Here is a 14,332-nt window from a genome sequence, read left to right on the forward strand (position 1 = left end):
ATGCGCCCCCATGAGCACCGCCGCGCGACGTCGAGGAGCAGGACGGCCATGAGCGCGGCGGCGAGCCGTGAGCTGGACGCCCTGCGCGCGCGCGTCGCCGAGCTGGAGCGGGAGCTGGCCCGCGTCTGCGCGTCGGGGCAGCCCGCCTCCACGCAGAGCCCGGGCGCGCCGGCCTCCGCCCCGGGTGGCACGGCGCTGACGTCCGGCACCGCCGGATGGGAGGCGCAGCTCGACGAGGCCGAGGAGGTGGCCCAGATGGGCAACTGGATCTGGGACCGCGACCAGAGCCACCTCACCTGGTCGCGGCAGCTCTTCCGGATCCTGGGCTGCGATCCCGCGAAGGACACGGCGTCGACGGAGGTCTTCCTCGCGGCCGTCCACCCCGACGACCGGGAGCGGATGACGACCCTCCTGCAGCGGGCGATCGAGACCCGGGAGGGATCGGGCGCGATGGCGTTCCGCGTGCTCCGCCGGGACGGCGCGGTGCGGGAGTGCCTGCTGAGCAGCCTGCCCATCGTCGACGGGGCGGGCCCGCCGTCGCGCTTCTTCGGCGTGGTCGTCGATCTCACCGAGCGGCGCCGCGCCGAGCAGGAGCTCCGCCGCAGCGAGCGCATGCTGAACGAGGCGCAGCGCATCGCGCACGTGGGGAGCTGGTCCTACGATCTCGCGTCGCGCGCCGTCCGCTGGTCCGAGCAGCTCTACCAGATCCTCGGCGTCGCCCCGTCGACGCGCCCGACGTTCGAGCTCCTCGCGAGCGTCATCCACCCCGAGGACCGCCACCGGGTCTTCGGCGGCGCGGAGAGCGCGTCGCCGCTCGGCATCGCGGGCCCCGTCGAGTGCCGCGTCGTGCGCCCGTCGACCGGCGAGCTGCGCCACGTGCAGATGGCGGCGCAGCTCCTCACCGACGAGTCCGGGGCGATCACCGGGCTGGTCGGCACGAGCCTCGACATCACCGAGCGCCGGCGCCTCGAGGAGGCGCTCCTGCACAGCCAGAAGCTCGAGGCGATCGGCCGCCTCGCCGGCGGCGTCGCGCACGACTTCAACAACATGCTCACCGCGATCTTCGGCCACAAGGAGCTCGCGGCGCGCAAGTCGCCGCCGCCGTCGCCCGTCGTCGAGCACCTCGCGCAGATCGGCACCGCCGCGGAGCGCGCCGCGGCGCTCACGCGGCAGCTCCTCGCCTTCGCGCGCAAGCAGATCATCCAGCCGACCGTCGTCGATCCGAACGCGCTCATCCTCGGGGTGGAGTCGCTCCTGCGCCCGCTCGTCGGCGAGGACGTGGAGCTCGACGTGCTGCCGGGCAGCCAGATCTGGCCCATCCGCATCGATCGGGGGCAGTTCGAGCAGCTCCTCATGAACCTCGCCGTGAACGCGCGCGACGCGATGCCCGGCGGGGGGCGGCTGACGATCGAGACGGCGAACACGCACGTCAGCCCGGACGACGCGGAGCAGAGGCCCGAGATCGAGCCCGGCGACTACGTGGCGCTGACGGTCACCGACACCGGGCAGGGCATGGAGGACGCGATCCAGCAGTACGTGTTCGAGCCGTTCTTCACGACGAAGGAGCCCGGCAAGGGGTCGGGGCTCGGGCTCGCGACGTGCCACGGCATCGTCAAGCAGCACGGCGGCCACATCTGGTTCTCCAGCGCCTCCGGCCAGGGGACGCGCTTCACGATCTGGTTCCCGCGCGTGCGCGGCGCGCCGTGCGAGCAGCCCGCGCGCGCGACCTCCGCCGTGGTCGGCGGCGCGGAGACGGTGCTCGTGATGGAGGACGAGGCGCAGGTGCGCGAGCTCTGCGTCGCGGCGCTGCGCTCGTTCGGGTACTCGGTCCTCGCGGCGCGCAGCGGCAAGGAGGCGGTCGCGCTCGCGGCCGCCTACCCCGGCGCCATCCACCTGCTCGTGAGCGACATGGTGCTCCCGGACGCGCGCGGCCCCGAGGTCGTGGCGGCGCTCGCCCGCGCGCGCGCCGCGCTGCCCGTCCTCTACACCTCCGGCTACATCGAGGACTCCGCCGTGCCGGGCGAGCTCGTCGAGGGCGCCGTGCACTTCCTCGCGAAGCCGTACACGCCGACGCAGCTCGCGCAGGCGGTGCGCGCCGTGCTCGACGCGTCGACGCAGGCGCGGCGGGCGCAGGGCTCCGGCGACGCGCCCCCGCCGGCCGAGGCCGCCGAGCGCCTGCAGTGAGCGCGCTCGTGTGGGGTCGACGGCGCGCGCGTGGCAGCGGCGGCGCCGGGGTGAGCGCTCGGACTGCGCGGCGGCCGCGGTCGGCCGCCGCGCGCGACGCTGGCCCCGGCGGCGGGGGAGCCTCTATCCTGGACGAGCGGCTTTCGCGATGAAGATCCGGGGCTCAGCGCTCATGCACACGAGGGCCTACCTGCTGACGCGGTGGGGGAGCCAGGCGATCTCGGTCCTCGACGCGAAGCTGCCGGCCAGCGTCCGCGCGGTCTTCTCGTCGCCCGATCTCGTGGCGCATAGCTGGTATCCCGTCTCGATCTGGAACGCGATCGCGGACGAGATCTCGCGCTGGCCCAACAAGTCGGGGGTCATCCGCGATCTCGCGGCCTACGTGGCCGAGCAGGATCTGACGCTCGCGCACAAGGTGCTCCTCAAGCTCGGCACGCCCGCGCTCGTCATGCGGCAGGCCGGCGTGATGTGGGGCATGTATTTCAACGGAGGCCGGCTCGCCCCCCTGGCGGAGGGCGAGCGGTTCTTCCGCCTGATACTCTATCTCGGCGTCGACCCGCAGGCCGACCCGGGGCGCCAGACCTGCAGGGACGCGGTGCCGGCCTGGCAGGAGAACGCGCTCCGGCTCTCGGGCGCGCGCGGCGGGCAGAGCTTGCACACGAGGTGCCGCTTCGAGGGACACCCCACGTGCGAGTACGAGGTGCGCTGGCTCCGCTGACCCCGGCGGCGGCCGCGTCGCGCGCGCGCGTCACGACCTGGTGCAGAACGCGAACAGGTTGACCTGGGCCTCCTCGGCGCGCACCTCCACGGGGGTGTTCCCGAACTTGGAGCGGGCGAACAGGGTCCTGAGATCGTCGGCGCTGCGGTGGATCAACTCCCACTCGAGCACGTGGTCCATGAAGGCCTTGCTCGGGTTGTTCGCCCCGAAATTCCCGATGAGCCCGATGCCCCCGGGGAGGAGCTTGTCGTACATGCAGTTGAGGAGGCTCACGACGAGGTCGTCGCGCAGGTAGTCGGTGAGCCCGATGCTGTAGATCATGTGCTGGGGCTTGAGCACCGTCCTGCCGCGGCCGTGGGCGAGCCGCACGACGTTGTCCTGGGCGAAGCTGAATCGGTCCATGACGCCGAGCTGATCGGCGATGCCGGCGGCGTAGGCGAGGGCCTGGTTGTCGATATCGATGCACGTCGCCTTGACGTCGGGCGGCTCGCTCCCGTCCGCGAACAGGTCGAAGAGCTCCCGGGCGGGGCCGCTCGCGAGGCTCGTGATGAGGACCTGGCCGGACGAGTGCGCGCGGCAGGCGTCGCGGATGGCGCGGCTCAGCACGCCTCTCCGGTTCTTGACGGCGCGGCAGGCCTCGAGCGCGAGCCCCCACTGGTCGATGAAGCGGCCGAGTCGGCCGTCGCCCGCGGGCTCGTCGTTGTACATCATCTCGATGGTGTAGAAATCGCCCGCGTAGCCGCGCGGCTTCGTGTAGCAGCGGTCGACGGTGCGGCTCAGCATGAAGAGCGAGAAGGTCTCGCGGAACACGTAGGCGCCGATGCCCTTCTCGAGGTGGCGCTCGCGCTCGATGTGCTCGCGGAGCGCGGACACGATGGTCTGGCACGCGGCGCTCACCTTCTCCTGGATCTCCGCCTCGGGGTGCTTGCCCTCCTTCACCATCCTGTCGGCGATCATCATCTCGAACTTGAACTGTTCGACGGTGTCGATGAGCTTGGGAGGGATGTTGTTGGTGCCGGCCTGACCCGTCCTCGCCGCGTGAAAGCGGTTGACCTGCGGCACGTCCTCGACGAGCAGCGGCGGGAGCATCGCGGTGTTCTCGCGCAGGCGCTGGGCGAGCATGATCGCGAGCGACTGGTAGAAGCGCGCGGCGAGGCCGGGGACGGAGGCAAGGAGGGAGTGCACATAGGGGCCCTCGATGACGTCGAGCGTGCACTCCTCGCGGGCGACGACGGAGGCGCTCGCGGCGGCGCTCTCGAGGAACGACATCTCGCCGAAGATGGCGCCGGGGCCGAGCTGGCGGAGCGCGACGCCGCGCCCGAGGTGGGCGACCTCGACGCCGACCAGGCCGCTGCGCACGATGAAGATGCCCTGCCGGCGCGAGCCCTCCTCGAGGATCTGCTCGCCTGGCCGGTAGGTGACGCAGGTCGACTTCTCCAGCAGCAAGCGCTCGTCATCCTGGGTCAAGAACTCGAAACCTGTCGTCATGATGCCTCCGACCCCACGCGGGCGCGTCGACGTCGCGGGGAACCGGGTCCCTCCCCCGGCGCGGCGACGGGGACGTCCACGCGTGCGCCCCTTCTACCACGACGCCTCGCGCCCCCGCTGGCGCATGGCGCTCCGCCCGGCGGTGCCGCGCGCCGCGCCGCTCAGCGCGGCGGCGCGCGGCGCGTCGACGGCGTCACCGCGGAGCGCAGCCGGCGAGGCCGCCGTCCTCGGAGAGCACCAGCACACAGGTGCGGAGCACATCCATGCCGGCAAATCCGTCCGACGGACAGGCCGCCCGCCGCGCGCCGGGAAGGAAATCGATATCGGCGGCGGCGTCGAACCCCGCCAGCCGGAGGCGAGCGCCGGAAAGGACGGGAACGGTGTGCTTGCCTGAGGCGGCGTAGGCGCTCCTGTCGCCGGTCGCCCGGCGCGACAGCCGCTTGCCCGCGGGGGAGACGGCGAAGAGCGAGCTCTGCGACGCACCCGAGTCGATCTTCAGCGTGACGGCGATGCCCTCGACGGTCGCCTTCGCGGTGAGCTCGCTGCCCTGGTTCGGTCCGCCGCAGCGGGCGAGCTCCGCGACGGCGGCGTCGCCGAACCGCGCCCGGAGCGCGCGGGCGGCCTCGCCGCTGGGCGCCTCGGTCATCCGGCCGTCGCGCAGGTCGAGCACGACGGCGCGGCCCGGCGCCGCGAGCGCCTGCGGCGCGATGACGCCGCCGATGCCGAGGCGCTGGAGGACGTCGGGCACGGGGACGACGAGCAGCGCGGGGGCCTCGACGCGGCCCCACCCGGAGAGCGCGAGGCTCGCGTCCTCGATCCGGGAGACCGGCAGCGGCCTGCCCGCGTGGTCGACGGCGACGTCGCCGGCCGTCGACAGGGGGAGCGCGAGCTCGTCGGCGAGCCAGCGGGCGAGGACGTGGTGAGAGGCGCCGGTGTCGACGAGCAGCACGGTGGGCTGGCCCGCGACGACGGCGTCGAGGAGCGGCGAGGGGAACGGCCGGTCGCCGACGTGGAACTGGAGGCTTGCCCGGCGCTCGGCGGGCTTCGCGGGACCCGCCGGGCCCGCGCCCGCGATCCCGGCGGGCGAGGGCGCGTCGAGGGCGGCGACGGCCGGCGCCGCGCGCGGCGAGGCCGGCGCGGGGCGGACCGCGGCGGGCTCGGCGCAGCCGGTCGCCGCGAGCGCGACGGCCGCGATCCCGTGAAGAAGCTTCACCGGGCCATCATTGGCTGGCGGGCAACGTCGGTCAAGCAGCGCGACGGTCGAGCAACGGTTGCGTACCCGCCCCGCCCGTGAAGGCAGCTTTTGCCGGGTCGGCAATCGTTGCTTTGCCGGGCCCGGACGGCGCGCCCTGGATACCCGCGTTCGCCGCGGCCGCCGGCGAGGCGACGCGCGACATCGCGGCGCGGCGCGAGGGCACGCCGGTTGCGTGAGCGCGGGGGTCCTCAGGCAAAAGGAGTCCCCTTGAGATCTCGACTCGTGAACGGCTCGGTCCTCCTCATGACGCTCCTCGCTCTCCCGCGGTGCGGCGCCGACGCGCCGGCGCCGGACGAGACCTCGGCGGCGGACCTCGCGATGCGGATACCACGGCTGCCGCCGGCGGAAGATGCGACCGTGCAGGTCGAGGCCAGCTACCTCTTCGGCGTCCACAGCATCGAGGACAGGACGGACGAGCGGGCGGCCGCGAACCTCATCACGCCACCCGAGGGCTCGGCGCGGAGCAGCTGGACCGTCTTCGTCCACTACACGAAGCCGAGCCGCGGCGAGATCGACTACCAGCGGTACAAGCGCATGATCGACGCCGGGTTCAGCCCGATCGTGCGGTTCGACTACAACTACGGTCAGACCCTCCCTCCGGCGAGCAGCGACGCCTGCGACCCCGCCTGGCCCGGGGAGGTGGTCGACACGATGAAGCGGATCGTCGACAACGAGGTCTGCAAGGGCCCTTGCTCCACGACGTTCATCCTCGGCAACGAGATGAACGCGGCCTTCGAGAACCGCGAGGACCCGGAGGGGAAGGGCGGGATCACGGTCGCGCAGTACGCGAGCTGCTTCCGCGACGTCCGCCGCCTGATGAAGGAAGAGGGCGTGTCGGCCAAGCTGCTCGTCGGCGCCGTCGGCCCGCTCAACGCCGACACGACCGCGAGCTGCCCGGGCGCCGAGGCCTACGACATGGACTACAAGAAGTACCAGCACTGCCTGGTCCGCGAGACGAAGGACCACGCCGACGGCCTCGCGCTCCACGCCTACGGAGGGCGCGGCGGGGACCCCGATCCGCGCAGCGACGACCGGCGTGACGGCTTCCAGAACTACAAGCTGCAGCTCGACATCGTCGACGCCGCCGGCGGGGCGGCGCTGCCGATCCACATCACCGAGTTCAATCACGCCGGAGACCTCTACGAGCACGAGGGAGAGCATTACGCGGAGCAGCCGTACCAGAGCGGCTTCATCCAGAAGGCCTACCAGGACGTCGCGGCGTACAACGACAACAACAACTGCCGGATCCAGTCGCTGATCTGGTTCGCTTACCAGAACCCGACGTTCGCAGGTCTCAACCTGACCGACTGGGAGTGCATGGCGCCGCCGAGAGACGGAAGAGTGCCCCTCCCCGGGGAGCCCGAGCCGCAGCCGCAGCCGTGCAATCTGAAGCAGGCGTTCGATGACCTCCGGGACACCGCGCTCTACCAGGAGTACGGCGCGAACTGCCTCGCGGTGACGAGGGCCCCGCCGGGCGATCCGGCGCTGGAAGGCGCGGAGCTCGGCGGGCAGGCGGGCGAGGACGTGCTGCGCGCGATCAAGCTGATCAACCGCGGCAGCGAGATCAGCTACGCGATCGCGTCGAGCGTCCCGTGGCTCACGATCGAGTCGGGCGCGGAGGGGGCGCTCGCGCCGAGCGAGTCGGTCGCGCTCGCGGTGCGCGCCAGGTGCGGCGCCGAGCCGTCGACGGCCACGGGCGCCCTCACGATCTCGTTCAAGGACCGTTACCGTGTCCGCGAGAGGAGCCTCCCGGTGCGCCTCGATTGCCGCGCCGCCGCGCCGCCGGCCCCGCCGGGGACGCCGCCCGGGGGATCGCACGGCGATCCGCACCTCCGGACGTTCGACGGCGTCTTCTACGACTTCCAGGGCGCGGGCGAGTACGTGCTCGTGGACGGCGGGAGCGACTTCGCCGTCCAGGTGCGCGAGCAGCCGCTCGGCGCGAGCGACGCGATCGCGGTGAACACCGCGGTGGCGGTGCGCGTCGGCGCCTCGCGGCTCGCGTTCTACGCGGGCGCCTCGCCCGCCTTGCGCGTCGACGGGGCGCCGGTCGAGGTCGCGGGCAAGCTCGATCTGCCAGGCGGGCACGCCGTCTACCACGCGCCTTCCGCGGAGGGCCGCTATGTGATCACCTCGGCGGCGGGCGATCACGTGGAGGTGGCCGTGCGCGCCGCGCACGTGGACGTGCTCGTCTATCCGGCGCCCGGGCGCGCGGGGCTGCTCCGCGGGCTGCTCGGGAACGGCAACGGCGCGACGGACGACGACTTCACCCCGCGCGCGGGCGTCGCCCTCGCGCCGCCGCTCTCGCGGGACGCGCTCTACGACGTCTTCGGCGACAGCTACCGGATCTCCGCCGCCGAGTCGCTCTTCGACTACGCGCCCGGAGAGAGCGTCGACACGTTCACCGTCCCCGGCTTCCCCGCGCGATCGGCGTCGGTCTCGGATCTCTCCGAGGCAGCGCGCGCGGCGGCCTCCGCGGCGTGCGCCGCGGCCGGGGTCACCGATCCTTTCCTCCTCGAGGCGTGCGTCCTCGACGTCGGCCACTCGGGCGATCCGGCGTTCGCCGACTCCGCCGCGGGCGCCGTGCCGCCGGCAGAAGGCCTGCGCGAGCTCTACCGGAGCGACTTCGAAGGGCCGGTCGGCCCCGAGTGGTCGTCGAGCACGACGAGCGTGACCCCGATCGGCGGGCGGCGGTTCCTGGGCGAGTTCAACAACGAGACGGTGACGCTCCGGCTCGCCGGGCTCGCGCCCCACTCCCGGGTGAAGGTCTCGTTCGATCTCTACGTGATCCGCTCGTGGGACGGCGAAGATGGGGACGTCTTCTCGCTCGGCGCGTCGGGGAGCCCGCGCACGCTCCAGATGACGTTCACGAACACGACCTGGGCGCCCCAGTCGTTCCCCGACCTGCGCGGCGCGGGCAGCCACCCGCCGCGCACCGGCGCGGCCGAGTCGAACTCGCTCGGATACGACTTCTACGGCGACGCGGTCTACCGGCTCTCCTACGAGCTCCCTCACAGCACCTCCGACATCGAGCTCCGCTTCTCCGGCAGCGGGCTCCAGTGGATCGGCGACGAGAGCTGGGGAATCGACAACCTGGACGTCGTCGCGCAATAGACGTCCTCCGCGCCGGGCGCGGGCCCACAACGGCTCAGCCCGGCAGCCGATCTCCAGCAGCGACGGAGCGGATCCGACCGCCGCGCCCCCCTCGACGGTTGTCAGGCGGCGCGTCCGGCTGCAAGGTTCGCGCAGGAGAAGGCGAGCGCATGATTCAGATCGAGGCGAGGCACCTGATTCACTGCGACGAGGACACCTTCTGGGCGCTCTTCTTCAGCCCCGAGGTCAACGAGCAGATCTACCGCGACGTCCTCAAGTTCCCCTCGTTCGAGGTGCTGGAGCAGCGAGAGGACGAGCGCACCATGGTGCGCAAGGCGTCCGTTCAACCCCGCATCCACGCGCTCCCCGGCGCCATCCAGTCGATGCTCGGCCCGAACTTCGGTTACATCGAGGACAGCGTCTTCGACAAGACGACGCGGCGATGGAGCTTCACGATGGCGCCGAGCCTGCTCGGCGACCGGCTGCGCAACGCGGGGGCGCTGCGGGTCGAGCCGTCGGGCCCGGGGCAGGTGACGCGGGTGGCCAGCGCGACGATCGAGGTGAGGATCTTCGGCTTCGGCAAGATGCTCGAGGGCATGATGGAGAAGGAGATGCGCGCGGGGTGGGACGACAGCGCGGCGTTCCTCAACCGATGGATCGCGGAGCATCCGGCGCCGGCGGCGGCGAGCTGAGGCGGCGCTCGATCTCGGCGCGCGTCGGATACGAGGGCTGACACCCCTCGCGCTCGACCGAGATGCCCGCCGCCGCGATCGCGAGCCGGAGCGCGTCCTCGATCGCCATCCCGGAGGCGAGGCCCCCGGCGAGCACGCCGGCGAGGGCGTCCCCCGCGCCCGTCGTGTCGACGGCGCGCGCGGGCAGGGCGGGGAGCTCCTCGCCCGAGGGCAGCAGGACGGCGCCGCGCGCGCCCCGCGTGAGCACAACGCGCTCCGGCAGGTGGCCGCGCAGCGCCTCGTGCTCGAGCTCGTTGACGACCGCCAGATCGAACCGGCCGACGAGCGCAGGATCGATGGCGTTGACGGGCGATGGATTGCAGATCGCCAGCGCGCCGTCGGCCCGCGCGGCCGAGAGCACGCCGTCGATCGCCTCGGTCGGGATCTCGCCCTGACAGAGCCAGACCGCGGCCCCGCACGGCGCGGGCGGCGCGACGAGCGCGTTGGCGCCGGGGATCGCGAGGATCTGGTTCTCTCCGGAGGCGTCGACGCAGATCAGGGCGACGCCCGTCGTCGCGCCGCGGTGGACCACCACGGCGGAGAGCTCCACCCCGTCGGCGGCGAGCACCGCGGCGCAGAGCTCGCCGTGGGCGTCGTCGCCGCGCGCGCCAGCGAGCCGCACGCGCGCGCCGGCGCGCGCCGCGGCGACCGCCTGGTTCGCGCCCTTGCCGCCCGGCGCGACGAGGAAGGCGCGGCCCAGCACCGACTCGCCCGGGCGCGGCAGCCGCGGGCCATAGCCGATGAGATCGGCGGTGATCGAGCCGCAGATCGCGAGCAACCCCATGTCCGCCGCATACCACGGGCGGCGCCGCGGCGGTCGCGCGGGCGCCCGGGGATGAGGCGGCGGCGCGGCTCCCCGGGCAGGGCTATCTCCACTCTCGCGGTGATACCCACATCTCGGCCTGAAGACCTCGATCCACGGACACCGATCCTGGTATGCGGCAACGAGAGCGAGAACAGCGAGACCAGAGATCGGCGGACGAAGCGGACGACGCGGACGAAGCGGACGACGCGGACGAACAACAGCCGCTGCTGCTGTACACTGCATTGCAGACCGCGGCGTGAGCTTCACCAGGGCCCCCCATTTCAGTTATCACTGTTCGCCTCAACGCTGCTTGACAGCGCGATCTCCGGCCGCGTAGCGTGGAAGATCGAGCATGGACCTGTTTGAAGCTTGCCGCTGCGCGTTGCTCCCGTGGAACCGCCGCGCGGTTCGTTTACCGCGTACGGCGCGTGACCGAGCTGACCACGGACGAGGAGGTGTCTCATGACGATGATGAGGCGATATCGGATGACGGTCTTCGGGCTCGCGCTGATGACGGCGGCCTGCGGCTCGAGCGAGACCTCCGAGTCGGGCGAGCAGGTCACGCCCATCAAGCGAGCGGAGACCCCACAGAACGAGTTCACTCCCCTGCAGCTCGAGGCGACGGTCGACGCCCTCGTCGCCGTGATGAACGAGAGTCCGCTCGATGAGGCGCAGATGGTGGTTCTGCTGAAGAACCTCGACGACTTCTTCGCCCCGATCGCCACGGGCGCGAACCGCGCCATGGGCGAGCTCGGGGTCATCGGCAACGTGATCGGGCCAAACGTCGTGACGACCGATGGCCCCTCATCGCAGGATCTGCAGAATGAACAGATCGCGCAGGCGGTCGCGGACGGCGCCGACGGGATCGGCGTCTCGCCGTTCGACATCGCCAACGCCGCCGCCGTCGACGATGCCGTCGCGAACGGGGTCCCCGTGGTGACGCTCGACAGCGACCTGCCAGACTCGAAGCGCTCGCTCTACGTCGGAGCGCTCAACAAGCCTGCCGGCGCCACGTCGGCGAAGACCCTGATCGCGATGCTGCCGCCGCCGCCAGGTACGGTGCTGATCCACGGCAACGTCACAGCAGATTGGGCCGACGGATACGATCGAACGCTGGGCGCCCAGGAGGCGCTCGCGGACGCCGGCTACACGCCCCTGGTGAGCCAGGCCGTGTTCGGCGACACCAACGAGGCCTTCGACGTCGAGTGGATGCGAAGCCAGATGGTGGCCGCGGACCCGCCCATCGCGGGGATGCTCGGCCTGTTCAACATCTCGTATCGGTTGGTGCTGGCCGCGGACGCCGCGGGCATGCCGGAACTCCCCATCGTCGCGTTCGACTTCGATCCGAGGACCGTCGACTTCATGCGCCAGGGGCGCATCAAGGCCACGCACACCCAGCGGCAGTATTACGAGGGGTACCTCGTGCCGTACATCCTCTACGGCATGAAGAGCATCGGCCTCGACGCGACCCGGGAGATCCTCACCCCGCTGATCGAGGACGACGTGAGCAAGATCAACATCGGCATCGACGTGGTCCCGTCGGACAAGATCGACGCCTACAACGACTTCCTCGTATCGATCGGCTCGATCCAGTAGCGGCGCCGCGGCCCCCCGGGGGAGGGCCGCGCGGCGTCGCTTCAGTCCGTGACCAGCGGCCCGATGCGGTCGGCGAACGGCCACCCCTGGCTCTCGTCGTTGTGGATCTGCCAGTCGAACACCCCGCGGAGCGCCGGGTGGTTGCCCTCGACCTCGTTCCACGTGGGGATCGCCTCGTCGATCGACATGTAGTACTGATCGTCCGCGATCCCGAAGCCCACGACGACGTGCGTGGGACCGAGCAGGTCGACCCACTGACCCACGTTGTTCACGATGTAGGACTGCTGGTCGAGGTCGGGGCCATCGTAGTACTGCGGGGCGGCGTAGTCCATGGCGCCGGCGTCCACCATCGCCTTGCAGAAGTTCTTGTCGCGCGGGTTCCAGGGCGCCGGGGGCGCGGTGATGATGAAGCCGGGGAAGCGCCGCTTCAGCTCGAGGCTGATCCAGATCATCTCCTCGGTGTCGGGGTTCTGGTTGGCCTCGAAGGTGTTCCAGTCGATGCCGTCGAACCCGCCGAGGTCGTTGTAGATGTCGACAACGCTGTCGACGAACGTCTGCGACTTCCCGCGGTCCGGGAAGCTCATGCCCTGGCCGGCGCCGCCGATGGAGAGGATGATCCTGCGATCCTGGGTCGTCCGGGCGTACTGGATGTCTTCCCTGAGGTGCGTCGCTGCTCCCCTGCCGTCGCCCGGCGGCGTCCAGGTGACCGCGCCGGTGGTGCCGGGCGGCCCGCCCACGGGATGCGCGGCGAAGAGGTAGATGAGGTTGTAATTGCTGTCGATGTCGCGGATGCGGACGGGCGACGGCGTCCAGTTGGGGTAGTAGCCGGCGACGACCTTCGCGGGGAGCGCGCCGACCGGGCCGGGCTCGGGGTCGGGGGTGTCGGTGCAGCCGGGGTGCGGGTCCCAGTAGTACGTGCTGACCGTCGGGATGTAGCCGGGATTGTCGTGCTCGGCGACGTAGGCCGACCCCTCGTAGATCACGACGGCGCCCTCGTTGTACCACTGGCCCTCCTGCCACGGCGGATAACTGCACTCGTCCACGGGGGGAGCAGGGGTGTCGGCGCAGGCGGAGTAAGGCTCCCAGAAGTAGGTGCTGACGGTCGGGATGTAGCCGGGATTGTCGTGCTCGGCGATGTAGGCCGATCCCTGGTAGTTCACGATGGTACCCTCGCCGTACCATTGGCCTTCCTGCCATTCCGGAGCGCCGGCGCACGCGGCAGATTCGTTGTGACCGATATCGGCCTCGCCCTGCGACGCACCGGAATCGAGGCATCCGGTTCCGCCCGCGGCGATGGCGACAAGGAGAAACGACGTCCTGGTGGCAGTGAAGATAGAATTATAAAGCATGGTAGGACCCTTTTCGCACATCGGTTAAGAGCGCACGTGACAGCTCGCCTCCCGGATCCGGGCAGCTCATGGACTTGATGGCGCGACGGGGACCAGCCCTTCAGATTATTTGATCAGGAGCTGTTTCGCCCGTTCGCTCGTCCGCCGCGTGATGATGCGGTCACGAACGGGTCATCCATGCACCGAGGCGTGGTGTTTCCTGCCGCGGCGAAATCATCCGTGGTCGTGGAACCAGGGATCCAGCTGGGTGACGCGGTGTTGACGCTGGACGTACGAAGCGCGGCGGTCGCCGGGGTGGCGTGCCGCTGAGCGGCCTCAGCGAAGCGCTTGCGGCGGCTCCTTGAGCACGCAGAGCGCGAGCTCGGGATCGCAGGTGACCTGCTCCTCGAGATCGGGGTTGATCCCGGACCCGGTGAGCCTGCCGGCCGCGATGTCTGCCTGCGGGTCGCAGAGGCCCGGGTCCGTCGCGATCTCCTCCGAGCCTTCCATGGCCGGCGCGGCGCACGAGACCGACGGCCACAGGCCCACGACGCTGTAGGACGCGGTGCAACCGTCCTTCGTGTAGGTCAGATCCGCCGTCATCAGCGTTCCAGGGAACGTCGGTGTGACATGGACACGGACGTTGCTCCACTCGTAGCGGAGCCGCGTCGCGGGGCGCTCGCCGAAGGCGGGGAGATCCAGCTCCGCGACGCTGAGCGACGCGACCGTGCAGACGTCGCTCTCGTCCGGCTCCGCCGAGGCGAACTCGCCCATCGAGGTGACCGCGCCGCCGTCGATCGAGACACCGGCGCCCTCGGCCTCGGCGGCGAGCGCGCCGAGCTCGGTCGCGCGGATGGCGAGCAGCGCCCTCGACAGATCCTGCTCTTTCTCGTTGTCCGGCCGGGAGGGGTTGTACTTCTCGAGGCCGATGGTCTCGCCCCGCAGCGCGTCGCAGTCGCCTTCGCCCTGCTTCGAGCCGGGCTTCAGCGTGTAGGTCGCGGCGAAGCCGCCGTGACCGGTCATGCACTGCATCCTCGGCTGCTCGCAGGAGGCGACCAGCGATGCGAGGACGACCATCAGACCGGCTTGCATTCCGTGGGTTCGTTTCATGGCGTCTCTGCCGCGCGCGGCGCAGCC

General features: G+C 71.3%; 10 protein-coding genes. 5 read left to right on the plus strand and 5 right to left on the minus strand.

Annotated features, from left to right (window positions below; all coding sequences use genetic code 11):
• The first annotated feature begins 48 nt into the window (after positions 1-48).
• Together WME76_RS03605 and WME76_RS03610 are read left to right on the plus strand one after the other, a co-directional pair.
• Positions 49-2,184 carry an ATP-binding protein gene (locus tag WME76_RS03605; protein WP_437958819.1) on the plus strand — a complete coding sequence of 712 codons (2,136 nt, stop codon included), beginning with the start codon at positions 49-51 and terminating at the stop codon, positions 2,182-2,184.
• Positions 2,185-2,332: 148 nt separating this feature from the next.
• Positions 2,333-2,902 carry a hypothetical protein gene (locus WME76_RS03610; protein WP_437958820.1) on the plus strand — a complete coding sequence of 190 codons (570 nt, stop codon included), beginning with the start codon at positions 2,333-2,335 and terminating at the stop codon, positions 2,900-2,902.
• 30 nt (positions 2,903-2,932) lie between these two features.
• On the opposite strand, the gene WME76_RS03615 is transcribed toward WME76_RS03610, so the two are convergent.
• A complete protein-coding gene (locus tag WME76_RS03615; protein WP_437958821.1) occupies positions 2,933-4,390 on the minus strand; it encodes a cyclic nucleotide-binding domain-containing protein in 1,458 nt (485 codons plus the stop codon).
• 193 nt (positions 4,391-4,583) lie between these two features.
• Complete coding sequence (locus WME76_RS03620; RefSeq protein WP_437958822.1) at positions 4,584-5,603, minus strand: retropepsin-like aspartic protease; 1,020 nt, start codon at positions 5,601-5,603, stop codon at positions 4,584-4,586.
• A 249-nt stretch (positions 5,604-5,852) separates the two neighbouring features.
• On the opposite strand from WME76_RS03620, the gene WME76_RS03625 reads away from it, so the two are divergent.
• Complete coding sequence (locus tag WME76_RS03625; protein WP_437958823.1) at positions 5,853-8,756, plus strand: VWD domain-containing protein; 2,904 nt, start codon at positions 5,853-5,855, stop codon at positions 8,754-8,756.
• Between the two features lie 149 nt (positions 8,757-8,905).
• Positions 8,906-9,427, plus strand: a complete 522-nt coding sequence (locus WME76_RS03630; RefSeq protein ID WP_437958824.1) for a DUF2505 family protein — start codon at positions 8,906-8,908, stop codon at positions 9,425-9,427.
• Here WME76_RS03630 and WME76_RS03635 read toward each other — a convergent pair.
• Positions 9,381-10,250, minus strand: coding sequence for a PfkB family carbohydrate kinase (locus WME76_RS03635; protein WP_437958825.1), 870 nt, complete (start codon positions 10,248-10,250; stop codon positions 9,381-9,383). The two genes, WME76_RS03630 and WME76_RS03635, sit on opposite strands and share 47 nt — an antisense overlap.
• A 483-nt stretch (positions 10,251-10,733) precedes the next feature.
• Here WME76_RS03635 and WME76_RS03640 point away from each other — a divergent pair, with 483 nt between their 5' ends.
• The gene (locus tag WME76_RS03640) at positions 10,734-11,867 is read left to right on the plus strand and encodes a substrate-binding domain-containing protein (protein ID WP_437958826.1); all 1,134 of its coding nucleotides are present in this window, start codon (positions 10,734-10,736) and stop codon (positions 11,865-11,867) included.
• Between the two features lie 41 nt (positions 11,868-11,908).
• Here WME76_RS03640 and WME76_RS03645 read toward each other — a convergent pair whose 3' ends face one another.
• The gene (locus WME76_RS03645) at positions 11,909-13,027 is read right to left on the minus strand and encodes a glycosyl hydrolase family 18 protein (protein ID WP_437958827.1); all 1,119 of its coding nucleotides are present in this window, start codon (positions 13,025-13,027) and stop codon (positions 11,909-11,911) included.
• Positions 13,028-13,531: 504 nt separating this feature from the next.
• On the minus strand, positions 13,532-14,287 hold the full coding sequence (locus WME76_RS03650) for a hypothetical protein (protein ID WP_437958828.1): 756 nt from the start codon (positions 14,285-14,287) through the stop codon (positions 13,532-13,534).
• Between the last annotated feature and the right edge of the window lie 45 nt (positions 14,288-14,332).

Source organism: Sorangium sp. So ce119 (genome assembly GCF_051524405.1).
In the GTDB taxonomy this organism is placed as follows: domain Bacteria; phylum Myxococcota_A; class Polyangia; order Polyangiales; family Polyangiaceae; genus Sorangium; species Sorangium cellulosum_G.

Bases quoted from the DNA above. Each gene is read 5' to 3' on its own strand.
- WME76_RS03635 (WP_437958825.1), bottom strand. From the start codon at position 10,250: ATGGGGTTGCTCGCGATCTGCGGCTCGATCACCGCCGATCTCATCGGC.
- WME76_RS03650 (WP_437958828.1), bottom strand. From the start codon at position 14,287: ATGCAAGCCGGTCTGATGGTCGTCCTCGCATCGCTGGTCGCCTCCTGC.
- WME76_RS03630 (WP_437958824.1), top strand. From the start codon at position 8,906: ATGATTCAGATCGAGGCGAGGCACCTGATTCACTGCGACGAGGACACC.
- WME76_RS03605 (WP_437958819.1), top strand. From the start codon at position 49: ATGAGCGCGGCGGCGAGCCGTGAGCTGGACGCCCTGCGCGCGCGCGTC.
- WME76_RS03610 (WP_437958820.1), top strand. From the start codon at position 2,333: ATGAAGATCCGGGGCTCAGCGCTCATGCACACGAGGGCCTACCTGCTG.
- WME76_RS03615 (WP_437958821.1), bottom strand. From the start codon at position 4,390: ATGACGACAGGTTTCGAGTTCTTGACCCAGGATGACGAGCGCTTGCTG.
- WME76_RS03640 (WP_437958826.1), top strand. From the start codon at position 10,734: ATGACGATGATGAGGCGATATCGGATGACGGTCTTCGGGCTCGCGCTG.